Here is a 15,906-nt window from a genome sequence, read left to right on the forward strand (position 1 = left end):
GAGTTGCGTCTCGGCACGTCCGCTCCTCCCCCGCGCACGACTCCGTCGCAGCCGCCGTGCCGGGTGAGTGCCCGGTGTCACGCCGGGCGTATGGCGGGCGTGTGGGATCAACCGCGCGCGCCGGGGCGTACGGCGACCCGGGCCCCGTCGAGCCCCCGTCAGGCGTGCCGGGAGGCCAGTTCGACGACGGTGATGTCGGACGGTGCGCCGACGCGGGCGGGCGGGCCCCAGGCGCCGGCGCCACGGGACACGTACAGCTGGGTGTCGCCGTGGCGTTCCAGTCCCGCCACGGTGGGGTTCGCGGCGGCGGCGACGAAGTTGCCGGGCCACAGCTGACCGCCGTGGGTGTGTCCGGAGAGCTGGAGGTCGACGCCGTGGCTCATGGCGTCGTGGATCTGGACCGGCTGGTGGGCGAGGAGCACGCAGGCGCGCGCGGTGTCGCGGCCGCCGAGCGCCCGGGTGAAGTCGGGGCCCTGCCCCTCGCTCTCGCCGGCGATGTCGTTGACGCCGGCGAGGTCGAACCAGGCGAGCTCGGTGCGCGCGTTCTCCAACGGGGTGAGGCCGAGTCGGCGCACCTCCTCGACCCAGCTCTCGGCACCGGAGAAGTACTCGTGGTTGCCGGTGACGAAGTAGCTGCCGTGACGGGCCCTCAGCTGCGAGAGCGGGGCGGCCGCCGGCCCTAGGTCCTTGACGCTGCCGTCGACGAGGTCGCCGACGACCGCGATCAGGTCGGGCTGCGTCGCGTTGATCGTGTCCACGACCTTCTGGGCGAAGCCGCGGCCCAGCACCGGGCCCAGGTGGATGTCGCTGACCACCGCGATCCGGTAACCGTGGGCGGCCCGCGGAAGCTTGGCGAGGGGAACGGTCACCCGCTTGACCCGGGGTCCTCGCAGCACGCCGTAGGTGCCGTAGCCGACGGTCCCCGCGGCGGCCGCGGCCGCCGCTCCGGCCACCACCCGGGAGACGAACAGCCGACGGGACGGCGCGGGCGTCCCTGAGCCCGGCCCGTCCGCCGCCGGCTCCGCGGACGCCGACCGCCCGGACGCCGACTGCCGGGGACCAAAAGGCTCCGGCTCCGGCTCCGCCTGTCCCGGCTCGGACTTCGCCGACCCGGACTCTCCCGTACCCGGCTTCCCCGTACCCGGCTCGCCCGTACCCGATGTGGGCGGACCCGACAGGCCCGGACCCGGCGCCTTCCCCGAGCCGGACCGTCCGGGGGTGGGCGCGCCCACCGGGACCGGGTCCGGCCGCTGGGCGGCGGACGGCCCGGCCGGGGCTCCGGCGCGCGCCCGCCTCTCCAGGAAGCGGCGCAGCAGCGGCCGTACCGCCTCGCCCGCGACGACGCCCAGCAACAGGTAGACCGACAGGGCCAGCCACAGGAAGCCGGGCCAGGCGAGGACCCGCTGGAGCCAGAAGGGGGCGCCCGCCCGCTCGGCGACCAGGGCGCCGACGGCCAGCAGCCAGCCGCCGGCGATGAGCGCGGCGCCGCCGCGGCGGGCCCACCCGGGACCGCGGGTGGTGTCGCGGAACAGCCGGCGCCACAGGTACCAGTTGCCCGTGACCAGCACGGTCAGTGCGACGAGCGCGAAGACGAGCACCACGGCTATGACGTCCGGCCGAGTGCGCGCAGACCACGCAACCCGATGGCCCCGACGACCGTCCCCAATACGAAGGACACGACGGCCAGCGTGAGATGCACCCAGAAGTACGCGGTGGGGTCGCCGTCCTCGAACGCCAGCCCACTGCTGTCCTTGACCAGGTTCTTGACGAAAGTGACCCAGATGATCCAGCTCCACACCCCGAAGGCGAGCAGGAACCAGGAGAGGCGGCGGCTGAGCGTCATACGTTCAGTATCGCCGCCCGGTGTCCTGTTCCGTGACCGGGGTGGGGAGGGGAGCGGGACTTCGCGTCGCGGGCCGGGTACGTTCTGCGTCGTGCCCGCACCCATGAAGCAGACCGTCAGGCGCTCCCTGCTGGTCACCTCCGCGACCCTCGCGGCCCTCGCGCTGACCGCGCCCGTCTCGTTCGCCGCGCCGATCCCGCCCCCGTCGGCGCCCCGTTCGCCGTCCGCGTCGGCGTCGGCGTCGGCGTCCGCCGGGGCCTCGAAGGGGGCCTCGCCGTCCGCCGGTCCCTCGGTCACTCCCCCGGCGAAGATGTCGACCGTGGGCGGGGCCCGGCTCGGGCAGGCCGGCACACAGGTGACGATCGCGGGCGGCGCGCCGGTGCTGCCGAAGGACCTCACGGCGCGGTCGTGGATCGTCGCGGACGCCGAGTCGGGCGACGTGCTGGCCGCGCACAACGCGCACTGGCGGCTGCCCCCGGCGAGCACGATGAAGATGCTGTTCGCCGACACCGTACTGCCGCGCTTCCCCCCGGCGACCGTGCACAAGGTGGACCCGAAGGACCTGGCCGGCATCGGCTCCGGCTCCAGCCTCGTCGGGATAAAGGAGGGCGAGACGTACACGGTCCACGACCTGTGGCTCGGCGTCTTCCTGCGGTCGGGCAACGACGCCGTGCACGTCCTGTCCGCGATGAACGGCGGTGTCGCCGCCACGGTCGCCCAGATGAACGAGCACGCCGACGCACTCCAGGCCCTCGACACCGACGTGGTCTCCCCCGACGGCTACGACGCGCCCGGCCAGGTGTCCTCGGCGTACGACCTGACGCTGTTCGCCCGTTCGGGCCTGCAGAAGAAGGACTTCCGGGAGTACTGCTCCACCGTCTCGGCCAAGTTCCCCGGCGCCACGACGAAGAACAAGAAGGGCAGGACCAGCCGCGGGACCTTCGAGATCCAGAACACCAACCGGCTGCTCAGCGGCGACTACGACATCTCGCAGTACCCCGGTATCGCGGGCGTCAAGAACGGCAACACCACCAACGCGGGCGCCACCTTCACCGGCGTCGCCGAGCGGAACGGCAAGGTGCTGCTCGTCACGGTCATGAACCCGGAGAAGGCCGACCACAACGAGGTCTACAAGGAGACCGCCGCCCTGTTCGACTGGGGCTTCCAGGCGGCCGGCAAGGTGACGCCGGTGGGCGAGCTGGTCGCGCCGAAGAACGCAGCGCAGCCGAGCGCCCAGCCGGGCGCGAACCCGTCCTCGTCCGAGGGGGCCGGGCAGGCGGGCGGCGCGGGGAACGCGTCGGCGAAGCCGGTGGCGGGCGCGGTGGCCGACGACGGCTCCGGCGGCATGTGGATCGCGCTGGCGGTCACCGGCGGTCTGCTGGTGCTGCTCGCGGGCGGCGCGTGGCTGGTCAACCGCCGCTGGCCGCTGCCGGACCTGGTACGACGTCGTCGCTGACGTCGATGTCCCGGGGGTCGTCGGGTGTGCCGCCGGTCGCCGTCCAGGCCGCGCAGAACAGGACCAGCTTGGCGGTGAAGTTGATCCACAGCAGCAGGGCGATGGGCACGCCGAACGCGCCGTACATGCTCTTCGCGGCCACGCCCTGCATGTAACCGCTCAGCAGCAGCTTCAACAGCTCGAAGCCGACGGCGCCGATGAACGCGGCGACGACGAGCCGGCGGCGGCCCGGTTCGACGCCCGGCAGCAGGGTGAGGACGTAGAGCAGCAGCAGGAAGTCGGCGAGGACGGCGACGGCGAACGCGGCGGACCTCAGCAGGACACTGCCCCAGCCGGCCTGGTCGATGCCGAGTTCGTCCGTGACCCAGCCGACCAGCGCCGAGGCGACGGTGGAGATGGCGAGGGTGAGCAGGAGCGCTCCGCCGAGGCCGAGGAGGACTCCCGCGTCCTTCACCTTGGCGAGGACCGGGTTCTCGTCCTTGTCGGGCAGCTCCCACACCGCGCGCAGGCAGTCCCGCATCTGCCCGACCCAGCCGATGCCGGTGAGCAGCAGGACGGCGGCGGCGATGGATCCGACCGTGCCGGCGTTCTCGACCAGGCCGTTGACGTCGATCTGGTCGGAGATGCCGGGGACCTGGTCGACGATCTTGTCCTGGAGCTCCTGCTGGCGGGACTCGCCCAGAGTGGCGGCGGCGACGGCCGCGGCCACGGTGAGCAGCGGGAAGAGCGCCACGAAGCTCACGAACGTCATCGCGGCGGCGAGCCGCGTCCACTTCACGCGGTCCAGGCGCTCGTACGACCGCCACGCGTGCGTGGCCATGAGGCGCGCTACCGCCGGCCCGATGCCGGGCAGCTTTCTGAGCCAGTCCATGAGCCCACTCTGCCCTGCTCCCGGCGGATGACGCCGAGGAGCGGGACCCGAGTGCCCCGGCGGGGCGCGGAAGTCACCGGCGCACGCACCGGGCCGCTGTTCACGCCGACGGCACGGGAACTCCGGCGCTATCGAGCGACATCCCACTAATCACCCGTTTCGGGGATGATCGTCATGTTTCAGAACTAACCGCCCCAGCAGGGGCGATACCGTCGCCGACATGTCCGCCGAGACCGTCGCCGACACCGTTCCTCAGGAGCCCGTATGAAGGACGCCTTCGGCCTCCCCCAGTCCCTGCTCGTCCTCGGCGGCACGTCCGAGACCGCCCTGGCCACCGTGCGCCGGCTGATCGCGCGCCGCACCCGCACGGTGTGGCTGGCGGGGCGGCCGTCGCCGGCCCTGGAGTCGGCCGCCGCGAAGCTGCGGCTGCTGGGGGCGGACGTCCGCACCGTGCCCTTCGACGCGCTGGACCCGGAGTCCCACGAGAGCGCCCTCGGGAAGGTCTTCGCCGAGGGCGACGTGGATCTGGTACTCCTCGCCTTCGGCGTCCTCGGCGACCAGGCGAACGACGAGCGCGAGCCGGCGGCCGCGGTGCGGGTCGCGCAGACCAACTACACGGGGGCGGTGTCGGCCGGCCTGATCTGCGCGCTGGCCCTGCAGGAACAGGGACACGGGTCGCTGGTCGTGTTCTCCTCGGTCGCCGCCGAGCGGGCCCGCCGCTCGGACTTCATCTACGGCTCCAGCAAGGCCGGCCTCGACGTCTTCGCCCAGGGCCTCGGCGACGCCCTGCACGGCACCGGCGTCCACGTCATGGTCGTGCGTCCCGGGTTCGTGCGGACGAAGGGGACGGCCGGGCGGGCGGGAGCGCCGCTGTCGACCACGCCGGAGGCGGTCGCCGTGGCCGTCGAACTGGGACTGCGGCGCCGATCGGAGACGGTCTGGGCGCCAGCGTCGCTGCGCGCGGTCACGTCCGCCCTGCGCCACCTGCCGCGGGGGCTGTTCCGACGCCTGCCGCTCTGAACCAGCCGGGGGTTCAGCGCGCCGGCAGGGAGCCCCGGTCGACGTGGGCGGCCTGCGGGGGCACCACCGTGCCGCCGAAGGGGAACTCGCGGAGCTTGCGCCACACGCCGTCGGCGCCCTGTTCGGCGAGGGCGAAGCCGGTGCAGGGCCACTCGGCCTCGTAGCCGGCGAGTTCCTCGAAGGCCCGGTCCATCGCCGCCTCGTCGATGCCGTGCGCGACGGTGACATGCGGGTGGTAGGGGAACTGCAGCTCGCGCACGAGGGGCCCGGAGGCCTCCCGGATGCGCTGCTGGAGCCGGGCGCAGGTCTCCGCGCCCTGGACGACCCTCAAATAGACCACCGGTGACAGCGGCCGGAACGTCCCGGTGCCGGACAGCCGCATGGGGAAGGGCCGGCCGGCCGCCGCGACCTCGGTGAGGTGCGCCTCGACGGCCGGCAGCGCGCCGGCCTCGATCTCGGTCGGCGGCAGGAGCGTGACGTGGGTGGGGATGCCGTGAGCCGCGGCGTCGCCGAAGCCTGCGCGCCGCTCCTGGAGCAGGCTGCCGTGAGGCTCCGGGACCGCGATCGACACGCCGATCGTTACGGTCCCCACGTCTTCTCCTGTCGTCATGTCGTGATGGCGGGGTGTGGTGCCGGGTTCGTACTCAGTCGTACGGCTATCGACTGTACGGCCACGGCTGTGCTCTGGGCAGGCGCAGACGGAGTGATGTGCAGCGCTCTGCCGCGAGGAACATGTGTGCGGCGCGCCCCGAGTGCTTCGGAGCGCCTTCAGTGCTTCGCGGGCAGGAAGCCCATCCGCTCGTACGTCCGGGACAGCGTCTCGGCGGCGACGGCGCGCGCCTTCTCGGCGCCCTTGGCGAGGATCGAGTCGAGCGTCTCGGGGTCGTCCAGGTACTGCTGGGTGCGGTCCCGGAAGGGCGTGACGAAGTCGACGACGACGTCGGCGAGGTCCGTCTTGAGCGCGCCGTAGAGCTTGCCCTCGTAGCTGTGCTCCAGCTCGGGGACGCTGCGGCCGGTCAGCGTCGAGAGGATCGTGAGCAGGTTGCTGACGCCCGGCTTGTTCTCGGTGTCGTAGCGGATGACCGTGTCGGTGTCGGTGACCGCGCTGCGCACCTTCTTCGCGGTGGCCTTCGGCTCGTCGAGCAGGTTGATGAGGCCCTTCGGCGTGGACGCCGACTTGCTCATCTTGATCGACGGGTCCTGGAGGTCGTAGATCTTCGCGGTCTCGCGCAGGATGTACGGCTTCGGGATCGTGAACGTCTCGCCGTAGCGGCCGTTGAAGCGCTCGGCGAGGTCGCGGGTGAGCTCGATGTGCTGGCGCTGGTCCTCGCCCACCGGGACCTCGTGGGCCTGGTAGAGCAGGATGTCGGCGACCTGGAGGATCGGGTACGTGAAGAGGCCGACGCTCGCGCGGTCGGCGCCCTGCCGGGCGGACTTGTCCTTGAACTGCGTCATCCGGCTGGCCTCGCCGAAGCCGGTGAGGCAGTTCATGACCCAGGCGAGCTGCGCGTGCTCGGGGACGTGGCTCTGGACGAACAGGGTGCAGCGCTCGGGGTCGAGGCCGGCCGCGAGGAGCTGGGCGGCGGCCAGCCGCGTGTTCGCGCCGAGCTCCTTCGGGTCCTGCGGGACCGTGATCGCGTGCAGGTCGACGACCATGTAGAAGGCGTCGTGGGACTCCTGCAGGGCCACCCACTGGCGGACGGCGCCGAGGTAGTTGCCGAGGTGGAACGAGCCTGCGGTGGGCTGGATTCCGGAGAGCACGCGGGGTCGGTCTGAGGCCATGCCTCCTATTGTCTCAGAGCGCGGGGACCACCCGGAACGGGTCCCGGGCGGACCCTGGCGGAGCCCGAACGGGTCCCGGGCGGCCGCGCGGGCCGCCCGGGACGCCGCCGGTCAGCCGAGGTCGATCTCCGGGTACAGCGGGAAGCCCGCCACCAGGTCCGTCGCCCGGCGGGAGATCTCGTCCGCGATCTTCCCGTCCAGGACGTGGGAGGCCTTCGACGGCGCGCCCGACTTCGTGGTGCCGGGCTCGGCGGCGGTGAGGACGCGGTCGATCAGGGCCGCCACCTCGTCCATCTCCGCCGTGCCGAGGCCGCGGGTGGTCAGCGCGGGGGTGCCGATGCGGATGCCGGACGTGTACCAGGCGCCGTTCGGGTCGGCGGGGATGGCGTTGCGGTTGGTGACGATGCCCGAGTCGAGCAGCGCGGCCTCGGCCTGCCGGCCGGTGAGGCCGTAGGAGGAGGCGACGTCGATCAGGTTCAGGTGGTTGTCCGTGCCGCCGGTGACCAGGGTCGCGCCGCGCCGCGTCAGGCCCTCGGCCAGCGCGCGGGAGTTGTCCACGATGCGCCGCGCGTAGTCCTGGAAGGACGGCTGCCGGGCCTCGGCGAGGGCGACGGCCTTGGCGGCCATGACGTGCGGGAGCGGTCCGCCGAGGACCATCGGGCAGCCGCGGTCGACCTGGTCCTTGAGGGAGTCGTCGCACAGGACCATGCCGCCGCGCGGGCCGCGCAGCGACTTGTGGGTGGTCGTGGTGACGATCTGGGCGTGCGGGACCGGGTCGAAGTCGCCGGTCAGGACCTTGCCGGCGACCAGGCCCGCGAAGTGCGCCATGTCGACCATGAGGGTCGCGCCGACCTCGTCGGCGATCTCCCGCATGATCCGGAAGTTCACCAGCCGGGGGTACGCCGAGTAGCCGGCGACGATGATCATCGGCTTGAACTCACGGGCCGTCGTGCGCAGCGCGTCGTAGTCGATGAGGCCGGTCGCGGGGTCCGTGCCGTAGGAGCGCTGGTCGAACATCTTGCCGGAGATGTTAGGGCGGAAGCCGTGGGTGAGGTGGCCGCCGGCGTCCAGGGACATGCCGAGCATGCGCTGGTTGCCGAAGGCCTGGCGCAGCTCGGCCCAGTCGGCCTCGGAGAGGTCGTTGACCTGGCGGACGCCGGTCCTCTCCAGGAAGGGCGCCTCGACGCGGTCGGCGAGGACGGCCCAGAAGGCGACGAGGTTGGCGTCGATGCCGGAGTGCGGCTGGACGTATGCGTGGCGGGCCCCGAAGAGCTCGCGGGCGTGCTCGGCGGCGAGCGACTCGACGGTGTCCACGTTGCGGCAGCCGGCGTAGAAGCGGCGGCCGACGGTGCCCTCGGCGTACTTGTCGCTGAACCAGTTGCCCATCGCGAGGAGGGTGGCCGGGGAGGCGTAGTTCTCCGAGGCGATCAGTTTGAGCATCTCGCGCTGGTCGGCGAGCTCCTGGCCGATGGCGTCGGCGACGCGCGGCTCGACCGCGCGGACGACGTCGAGGGCGGCGCGGAACGCGGCCGACTCGGTGGACAGGGGTGCGGAATTCTCGGGCATCGGGACCTCCGGACGTGGCGTACGGCGAGTTCGGTTCGGCCCAGGCGCACGGCACTGTCACTGCTCACGGGCCGCTCCCCGATGGTCCGTCCCATCCCAGCGCGCCAGTCACGGCCCGCTCGCCAGCCTACCGGGTACGGGTCAGAGGATCACGTGCGGGACGAAGCGGGCGTATTCGTCCGTGATCAGGCCTGCCGACTCGCGGATGCCGAGGCCGGCCGGCTCCCCGTCCACGACCCACGCGCCGAGGACGACGTGGTTGCCGTCGAAGGCGGGGAGCGGGGCGAGCTGCTGGTAGCAGCAGGGCTCGTCGTCCCGGACGACGGGATCGGCGCCCTTCTCGTGGATCGTGACGCCGGCCCCCTCACGGCCCAGCAGCGGCTTGGCGACGTAGCCGGCGGTCGCCGCGAGGTCGCGCGGGCCGTCGAGGTACGCGGGCAGCAGGTGGGGGTGGCCGGGGTTCAGTTCCCACAGGACGGCCAGCAGCGCCTTGTTGCTGAGGAGCATCTTCCAGGCGGGCTCGATCCACAGGGTGCTGCCGGTGCCGCCGCCGTTGTCGAGGGTGTCGAGGACGTGGCCGGCGAAGCGGTCGGTGGTGAGCCATTCCCAGGGGTAGAGCTTGAAGCAGCTGCGGATGAAGCGGAGTTGTCCGTCGACGAAACGGCCGGACAGCGGGTCGAAGCCGATCTCCTCCATGGAGATCCAGTCGGTGTCCAGGCCGGCCTGCTCGGCGGTCTCCTTGAGGTAGGCGACCGTCATCAGGTCCTCGCCGAGCTCGTCGGCCGAGGAGTGCGCGAAGTACAGGGGGTTACCGGGCGGGAGCAGCGCGGCCTGCTTCTTCCAGGCGGCGACCAGGCGTTCGTGCAGGGAGTTCCACTGGTCGGCGCCGGGGAAGCGCTCCTCCATCCAGAACCACTGGGGGGAGGCGGCCTCGACCAGGGAGGTGGGGGTGTCGGCGTTGTACTCCAGGAGCTTCGCCGGGCCCGTCCCGTCGTAGCGGAGGTCGAACCGGCCGTAGACGGAGGGGAGTTCGGCGCGCCGCTGCCAGGCCTCGGCGACCGCCGCGGCGACGGGCGGGTCGGTGATGCCGAGGTCGGCGAGGCGGCCGGCGTCCACCAGGTGCTCGGCCGCGGCCAGGCACAGGGCGTGCAGTTCCTCGACGGTCTCCTCCAGCGCCTCGACCTCGTCGAGGGTGAAGGCGTAGTACGCGCTCTCGTCCCAGTAGGGGCGCAGGCTGCCGTCGGGGTGACGGGTGAGGGGGTAGACGAGGCCCTGTTCCTCGACGGTCCGCTGCCAGCCGGGGCGGGGTTCGACGGTGTGACGTCGCATGGGTGACGGTGTCCTGTTCAGCCGCTCGGTCGTCGGGTCGTCGGGTCGTCCGGTCGCTCAGCCGCCGGAGCTGCCCTTGTGGCTGCCGCCGCCGTCGCCGCCGAAACCGCCGCGGTCCACGCCGCTGCCGCCGCCGCTGCTCGACCCGCTGGAACCGCCGGACCCCTTGCCCGGCTTGCCGAGGGAGCCGCCGTCGACCCAGGAGCCCTTCTTGTTGCCGCCGTAGTACCAGACGCCGTGCGACGTGCTCTTGGAGGACTTGCAGTTCTTGTCGGCGACGACCTCGTACCCCTTGGCGAGGGTGTAGCTGTCACGGTCGACGCAGCGCTTGTCCGGGTCGGAGGAGCAGGCGGTGAGGGCGGTGGCGAGCAGCCCCACTCCCCCCAGCACGACCGTGCCCGAACGAAGTCGTCGACGCGTTTCCGCCATGTCCGTGTCTCCCCCTGGTCGCGTCGCCCGTACGGCGATTTCCGGTCGACAGCCTAGACATCGGGGTGAGGGCGATCGAAGGCGGCCCGGCGGCGGCCCGCTCGCCTACAGTCCGTTTCGTGCTCTTGGGAATGGTGTGTGCGCTCGGTGCGGCGGTCTGCTTCGGCGCGGCGACGGTGTTGCAGGCGATGGCGGCGCGGGCGGCTGCCGCCGAGTCGGGCGCGGGGGGCGGTCGCGGCGGGGACGCGGCGCTGCTGTTGCGGGCCGTGCGGCAGTGGCGGTACCTGGCGGGGCTGGGGCTGGACGGGCTGGGGTTCGTGTTCCAGATCGTCGCGCTGCGGTCGGTGCCGATCTACGCCGTGGGGGCGGCCCTCGCGTCGAGCCTCGCGGTGACGGCGGTGGTCGCCGCGCGGCTGCTGCACGTGCGGCTGAGCCGGATCGAGTGGGCGGCCGTGGCGGTGGTGTGCGCGGGGCTGGCGATGCTGGGGCTGGCCTCCGGAGCGGAGGGCGAGGAGAGCGGGCCGGCCGCCCTGCCGTGGGCGATGCTCGGCGCGGCGGTGGCGATGCTGGGGCTGGGACTGGTCGGCGGGCGGCTGCCGGAACGGGGGCGGGCGCTGGTGCTGGGCCTGGGCGCGGGGTGCGGGTTCGGGGTGGTGGAGGTGGCGGTGCGGTTGATCGACTCGGTGTCCCCGGTGGAACTGCTGACGGACCCGGCCCTCTACGCGCTGCTGCTGGGCGGCGGGGCCGCGTTCCTGCTGCTGACCACGGCCCTGCAGCGGGGGTCGGTGACGACGGCCACGGCGGGAATGGTGATCGGGGAGACGATCGGGCCGGCGCTGGTGGGTGTGGTGTGGCTGGGCGACCGCACCCGGGAGGGGCTGGCGTGGCTGGCGGTGCTGGGCTTCGCGGTCGCCGTCGCGGGCGCGTTGGCGCTCGCCCGGTTCGGGGAGGCGCCGGAAACGGCGCCGCCTTCGGAATGAAGGTCGTCCGGCGACCTCGGCCGACCGTCCGGTGATCAACCGGACGCGCAGCCGGTTCTTTTCTTTTCGATTCCGTCCGCAGAGGTGACGAGACCCGCCGAAAGCCTCTTTTCGGACAGCGGGGCGACGGCGGCAAAAGTTTGGAGGACCTGTGAACGCAAGCGCTCTCTGACGCGTACTCGACGGCGTGACCAGTAATCCCGTCACCGTCACCGCCGCTTATCACGTGGTGCCGGGCCGAGAGGCCGACTTTCATTCCTGGGGATGGGGCATGTTGGGCGCGAGCGCACAGCAGCCCGGATTCCTGGGAGGTGGTGTACTCGTCGACGAAGGGGCGGAATGGCATGTGGTCTATCGCTTCGTCAGCGAAGGCGCGGCGCGCGCCTGGGAGGACTCGGCCGCCCGGTTGCGGTGGGACGCCCGGACGCAGGGCATCGCCCGGCAGACGGACCGCCGCAGCGTGCGGGGTTCGAAGGCGTGGTTCGACGCCCAGGCTCCCGCGCCGAAGCCGCCCGCCCCGCCGGGCCCGCCGTCGAAATGGAAGTTGTGGTTCGTGAATATGAGCGCCGTTTTCCCGCCGGTGCTCCTCTTCAATCTCATCGTGCTTCCTTATCTCGGCGGACTCAATCCTTTCGTGCGCACGCTGCTGCTGTGTCTGTGCGTGACGGCCCTCGTCACCTGGATTCTCATGCCCCGCCTCCAGCGTTTCTTCAAGAAATGGCTGTATCCACCGCTCCAGGCACTCCGCGGTCGGCACAAACGCACCGCGTAGTCCAGAGAACGACCCTAGGGAGGTGGGCGGGTGAAAACCCTGCTCATCGACAATTACGACTCGTACACGTACAACCTGTTCCAGCTGATCGCCGAGGTCAACGGCGAGGAGCCGGTGGTGATCCTCAACGACGCCCCGGTGGACGCCGTCCCCGACCTCACGGCGTTCGACAACGTGGTGGTGTCGCCGGGCCCCGGGCATCCGGCGAAGGCCCGTGACTTCGGCATCAGCGCCCGCGTGCTGGCCGAGTCCCCGCTGCCGGTGCTCGGCGTCTGCCTCGGCCACCAGGGCATCGCGCTCGGGGAGGGCGGCCAGGTGTCGGCCGCACCGCAGCCCCGGCACGGTCATCTGTCGGCCGTCCGGCACGACGAGCGGGACCTGTTCCAGGGGCTGCCCCAGAACTTCACCGCCGTCCGCTACCACTCGCTGGCCGTGCGCGAGCCGCTGCCCGACTCCCTGGAGGCCACGGCCTGGGCGGAGGACGGCGTCCTGATGGGTCTGCGCCACCGCGAACGGCCGCTGTGGGGCGTGCAGTTCCACCCGGAGTCGGTGCTCACCGAGTACGGCCACCGGATGCTGGTGAACTTCCGCAACCTCACGGCCGAGCGGGCCCGCAAGACGCGGACGAAGAACACCGCGGTCACGCCCGCGGCAGCCGCGATGCCGCAGCAGCGGGTGACCGTCCCCGGCCCGCGCCGGGCGAGCGGGCCCTCCTACCGGCTGCACACCCGCCGCATCGCCGTGGCGATCGACGCGGAGGCCGCCTTCACCCGGCTGCACGCGGACGCGCCCCGGGCGTTCTGGCTGGACAGCTCCCGGGTCGAGCGCGGTCTGTCCCGCTTCTCGTTCTTCGGCGACGACAGCGGTCCGCTCGCCGAGTTCGTACGGTACGACGTCGAGGCCGGGCGCTGCGAGATCGAGCGGGCCGGACGGCCGACGCGCAAGGTCCGGGCGAGCGTCTTCGACTATCTCAAGCGGCAGCTCGCCAACCGCCGGGTCGACGCCACCGGCCTGCCCTTCGACTTCACCGGCGGTTACGTCGGCTACTTCGGCTACGAGACGAAGGCCGACTGCGGCTCCCCGAACCGGCACCGTTCCACCGTCCCGGACGCCTGCTGGCTGTTCGCCGACCGGCTGGTCGCGGTGGACCACCAGGAGGGCTTCACCTACGCCGTCTGCCTGGCCGAGGACACCCCGCAGGCCGCCCTGGAGGCCGCCGACTGGCTCGAGGGCACGCTGGCCCGGCTCACCTCGCTGCCCGCGGAGTCCGACCGGGCGCGGCCCGCGGCTGCGGGGCCGTCGACGCAGGCGGACCTCGGGGCCGTCGAACCGTGGCTGGTGCGGGACCGGGAGACCTACCTCGCGGACATCGCGGCCTGCCGGCGGGAGCTCGCGGCGGGCGTCAGCTACGAGATCTGCCTGACCGACGCCGCCCGTCTGCCCGCACCGGCCGACGCCCTCGCCTTCTACCGGACGCTGCGCCGCGTCAACCCCGCCCCGTACGCGGCCTTCCTGCGATTCGGCGACCTCGACGTGGCCGGCTCCTCACCGGAGCGGTTCCTGCGGATCACCCGGGACGGGGTCGCCGAGGCCAAGCCCATCAAGGGCACCGCGCCGCGCGGCGCCGATCCGCTGGAGGACGCCCGGCTGCGGGACGCGCTGGCGGCCGACGCCAAGACGCGCGCCGAGAACCTGATGATCGTCGACCTGCTCCGCAACGACCTGGGACGGGTCTGCCGGACCGGCACCGTGCGGGTCTCCCGGCTCATGGCCGCCGAGACGTACGCGACCGTGCACCAGCTCGTCTCCACCGTGGAGGGACGGCTGCGCGAAGGCACCGACGCGGTGGACTGCGTGCGCGCCTGCTTCCCCGGCGGCTCGATGACCGGCGCGCCGAAGCTGCGCACGATGGAGATCATCGACGAACTGGAGACCCAGGCTCGCGGCGTGTACGCGGGCGCGCTCGGCTATCTGGGCTGCAGCGGCGGCGCGGACCTGAACATCGTCATCCGCACCGCGGTCCTCGCCGACGGCTCGATGCAGCTGGGGGCCGGGGGAGCGATCGTCCTCGGCTCCGATCCGGTCGCCGAGTACGACGAGATGCTGCTGAAGACGGCCGCGCAGATGCGGGCCCTGCGGGAGGACGCCGGTGGCGGGGCCGCGGCCTCGCAGCCGGGCCCCGCCACCGCCGAGGAGGCCGCCCGATGACGACGCGACGCCCCACCACGGCTCCCCGGGCCACTCCGGCTCTCCGGGTCACGACAGCTCCCCGGGTCACGACGGTGTCCCCCGCCGAGGCGGCCGCGCACGCCCCGGCCGTGCCCCGGCCGAGGCGCAACGGCGACACGCCCGGCAACCTGGCCGCGCAGTTGGCCGACCTCGCCGAGCGGCGGGGCTGGGCCGGGCGGGCCGCGTTCCACCAGGGACACCGGCACTGGACCCACGGCGAGGTGCACGATCTCGGAGCCCGGGCGGCCGGGGTGCTCGCGCACCACGGGGTGCGGGCCGGCGACCGGGTGCTGCTCGCGCTGCCCGACGGCGTGGCGTGGGTGGCGGCCTTCCTCGGCGTCGCCCGGCTCGGGGCCGTCGCCGTCCTGGTCAACCCCGAACTGCCCGCCGCCGAGCACGCGTTCATGGCCGAGGACACCGAAGCCGTGCTCTGTCTGACGGGGCCCGGCCTGGAGGACCGCTTCGCCGGCCGGGCACGGCTCGGCGCCGACGAACTCCTCGCACTGGCCCCCGCCGCCGAGCCGGCCGCCGTCCACCCGGTCGACGCGCACGCGCCGCTGTACGTGCAGTACACCTCCGGCACCACGGGCCGCCCGAAGGGCGTCGTGCACGCGCACGGCGACCCGAAGGCGTACCACGACCTGATCGGCCGGCGGCTGCTCGGGATCACCGAGGAGGACGTCACCCTGTCGGTGTCGAAGCTGTACTTCGCGTACGGCTTCGGCAACGCCTTCGTCTTCCCGCTGTTCTCCGGGTCGTCAGCCGTCCTGGTGGACCGCCGTCCGACGCCCGCCGCCGTCGACGAGCTCGTCGCCCGGCACCGGGTCACCCTCCTCTACTCGGTGCCCTCGGCCTACGCGGCGCTGGTCGCCGACCGGGGCAGCGGGCACGGGGACTGCTTCGCCTCGGTGCGCGCCGCGGTGTCGGCCGGCGAGGGCCTGCCGGACGGGCTCGGCGTCCGGGTCGGCGAACTGCTCGGCGCGCCCGTGCTGGAGCAGATCGGCTCCACCGAGGCCGGTCACGCCTTCTGCGCCAACAGCCTCGGCCACGACCGTCCCGGCACCGTCGGGCGTCCCGTGCCGGGGTTCGAGGTGGAGCTGCGCGACCGGGCCGGGCGGCCGGTGCCGGACGGCGCGGAAGGGGAGATGTGGGTGCGCGGGCCGACGCTGACGTCCGGCTACCTGAACCGGCCGGAGGAGACCGCGCGCACCCTGGTCGGCGGCTGGCTGGCCACCCACGACCGGGCCCGCCGCGAACCGGACGGCTCCTACCGGCATCTGGGCCGCACCGACGACATGGAGATGGTCGGCGGGATCACCGTCTCCCCGCTGGAGGTGGAGGCCGTGCTGCGCACCCGTCCGGCGGTGCGCGAGGTCGCGGTCGCCGCCGTCACGGACGGGCTCGGCTCCAGCCGGCTGCGCGCCTTCGTGGTCCCCGCCGGCCCGGTCGCCGCCGGCCTCGAGGACGACCTCCTCGCCCTGGCCCGCGAGCACCTCGCCGCCTTCAAGGTGCCCAGGAGCGTCAGCTTCGTGACGTCCCTGCCGCGCACCGCCACCGGAAAGCTCCGCCGCCACCTGGTCCGCCAGGGGGCGTGGTGACCCCCACGGGTCCCCGCCGCACGGCCGAAAG

The 15,906-nt window shown here is 72.9% G+C and carries 14 protein-coding genes and 1 riboswitch; of the genes, 6 read left to right on the plus strand and 8 right to left on the minus strand.

Features of this window, described 5'->3' with window-relative positions; translation table 11 throughout:
• Nucleotides 1–158: 158 nt before the first annotated feature.
• Together C6376_RS04935 and C6376_RS04940 are read right to left on the minus strand one after the other, a co-directional pair.
• Complete coding sequence (locus C6376_RS04935) at nt 159–1,601, minus strand: metallophosphoesterase (protein WP_107442278.1); 1,443 nt, start codon at nt 1,599–1,601, stop codon at nt 159–161.
• Nucleotides 1,602–1,603: 2 nt separating this feature from the next.
• Complete coding sequence (locus C6376_RS04940; protein ID WP_057584767.1) at nt 1,604–1,843, minus strand: SCO4848 family membrane protein; 240 nt, start codon at nt 1,841–1,843, stop codon at nt 1,604–1,606.
• Between the two features lie 91 nt (nt 1,844–1,934).
• On the opposite strand from C6376_RS04940, the gene C6376_RS04945 reads away from it, so the two are divergent.
• Complete coding sequence (locus tag C6376_RS04945) at nt 1,935–3,299, plus strand: D-alanyl-D-alanine carboxypeptidase family protein (protein WP_367881033.1); 1,365 nt, start codon at nt 1,935–1,937, stop codon at nt 3,297–3,299.
• Here the strand turns inward: C6376_RS04945 and C6376_RS04950 are convergent.
• Complete coding sequence (locus C6376_RS04950) at nt 3,253–4,170, minus strand: YihY/virulence factor BrkB family protein (protein WP_107442280.1); 918 nt, start codon at nt 4,168–4,170, stop codon at nt 3,253–3,255. The genes C6376_RS04945 and C6376_RS04950 overlap by 47 nt on opposite strands.
• A 264-nt stretch (nt 4,171–4,434) precedes the next feature.
• On the opposite strand from C6376_RS04950, the gene C6376_RS04955 reads away from it, so the two are divergent.
• Nucleotides 4,435–5,190: a decaprenylphospho-beta-D-erythro-pentofuranosid-2-ulose 2-reductase gene (locus C6376_RS04955; RefSeq protein WP_107442281.1), complete on the plus strand. Its 756-nt coding sequence runs from the start codon at nt 4,435–4,437 to the stop codon at nt 5,188–5,190.
• A gap of 13 nt (nt 5,191–5,203) precedes the next feature.
• Here C6376_RS04955 and C6376_RS04960 read toward each other — a convergent pair whose 3' ends face one another.
• From C6376_RS04960 to C6376_RS04980, 5 genes are all read right to left on the minus strand, one after another.
• Nucleotides 5,204–5,782: a 2'-5' RNA ligase family protein gene (locus C6376_RS04960; protein ID WP_107442282.1), complete on the minus strand. Its 579-nt coding sequence runs from the start codon at nt 5,780–5,782 to the stop codon at nt 5,204–5,206.
• Between the two features lie 176 nt (nt 5,783–5,958).
• A complete protein-coding gene (gene trpS / locus C6376_RS04965) occupies nt 5,959–6,972 on the minus strand; it encodes a tryptophan--tRNA ligase (RefSeq protein WP_107442283.1) in 1,014 nt (337 codons plus the stop codon).
• Between the two features lie 111 nt (nt 6,973–7,083).
• A complete protein-coding gene (locus C6376_RS04970; protein WP_107442284.1) occupies nt 7,084–8,538 on the minus strand; it encodes a glycine hydroxymethyltransferase in 1,455 nt (484 codons plus the stop codon).
• 31 nt (nt 8,539–8,569) lie between these two features.
• A riboswitch (ZMP/ZTP riboswitch) is annotated at nt 8,570–8,660 on the minus strand.
• Between the two features lie 19 nt (nt 8,661–8,679).
• A complete protein-coding gene (locus C6376_RS04975; protein ID WP_107442285.1) occupies nt 8,680–9,867 on the minus strand; it encodes a glutathionylspermidine synthase family protein in 1,188 nt (395 codons plus the stop codon).
• Nucleotides 9,868–9,924: 57 nt separating this feature from the next.
• The gene (locus C6376_RS04980; RefSeq protein ID WP_107442286.1) at nt 9,925–10,296 is read right to left on the minus strand and encodes a hypothetical protein; all 372 of its coding nucleotides are present in this window, start codon (nt 10,294–10,296) and stop codon (nt 9,925–9,927) included.
• Nucleotides 10,297–10,427: 131 nt separating this feature from the next.
• On the opposite strand from C6376_RS04980, the gene C6376_RS04985 reads away from it, so the two are divergent.
• From C6376_RS04985 to C6376_RS05000, 4 genes are all read left to right on the plus strand, one after another.
• Entirely contained in the window at nt 10,428–11,276 is an 849-nt protein-coding gene (locus C6376_RS04985) for a hypothetical protein (protein WP_107448780.1), read from the plus strand.
• Between the two features lie 187 nt (nt 11,277–11,463).
• Nucleotides 11,464–12,048 (plus strand): antibiotic biosynthesis monooxygenase, encoded by a 585-nt coding sequence (locus C6376_RS04990; RefSeq protein WP_107442287.1) that lies wholly within the window; start codon nt 11,464–11,466, stop codon nt 12,046–12,048.
• A gap of 30 nt (nt 12,049–12,078) precedes the next feature.
• Nucleotides 12,079–14,256 carry an aminodeoxychorismate synthase component I gene (gene pabB / locus C6376_RS04995; protein WP_107442288.1) on the plus strand — a complete coding sequence of 726 codons (2,178 nt, stop codon included), beginning with the start codon at nt 12,079–12,081 and terminating at the stop codon, nt 14,254–14,256.
• A complete protein-coding gene (locus tag C6376_RS05000) occupies nt 14,253–15,875 on the plus strand; it encodes a benzoate-CoA ligase family protein (protein ID WP_107442289.1) in 1,623 nt (540 codons plus the stop codon). Before pabB ends, C6376_RS05000 begins: the two co-directional genes overlap by 4 nt.
• Nucleotides 15,876–15,906: the final 31 nt, after the last annotated feature.

It is taken from the genome of Streptomyces sp. P3, assembly GCF_003032475.1.
Taxonomy (GTDB): Bacteria; Actinomycetota; Actinomycetes; order Streptomycetales; family Streptomycetaceae; genus Streptomyces.

Coding starts and splice junctions, on each gene's coding strand:
- C6376_RS04980 (WP_107442286.1), bottom strand. CDS start 10,296: ATGGCGGAAACGCGTCGACGACTTCGTTCGGGCACGGTCGTGCTGGGG.
- trpS (WP_107442283.1), bottom strand. CDS start 6,972: ATGGCCTCAGACCGACCCCGCGTGCTCTCCGGAATCCAGCCCACCGCA.
- C6376_RS04955 (WP_107442281.1), top strand. CDS start 4,435: ATGAAGGACGCCTTCGGCCTCCCCCAGTCCCTGCTCGTCCTCGGCGGC.
- C6376_RS04940 (WP_057584767.1), bottom strand. CDS start 1,843: ATGACGCTCAGCCGCCGCCTCTCCTGGTTCCTGCTCGCCTTCGGGGTG.
- C6376_RS04950 (WP_107442280.1), bottom strand. CDS start 4,170: ATGGACTGGCTCAGAAAGCTGCCCGGCATCGGGCCGGCGGTAGCGCGC.
- C6376_RS04975 (WP_107442285.1), bottom strand. CDS start 9,867: ATGCGACGTCACACCGTCGAACCCCGCCCCGGCTGGCAGCGGACCGTC.
- C6376_RS04985 (WP_107448780.1), top strand. CDS start 10,428: ATGGTGTGTGCGCTCGGTGCGGCGGTCTGCTTCGGCGCGGCGACGGTG.
- C6376_RS04970 (WP_107442284.1), bottom strand. CDS start 8,538: ATGCCCGAGAATTCCGCACCCCTGTCCACCGAGTCGGCCGCGTTCCGC.
- C6376_RS05000 (WP_107442289.1), top strand. CDS start 14,253: ATGACGACGCGACGCCCCACCACGGCTCCCCGGGCCACTCCGGCTCTC.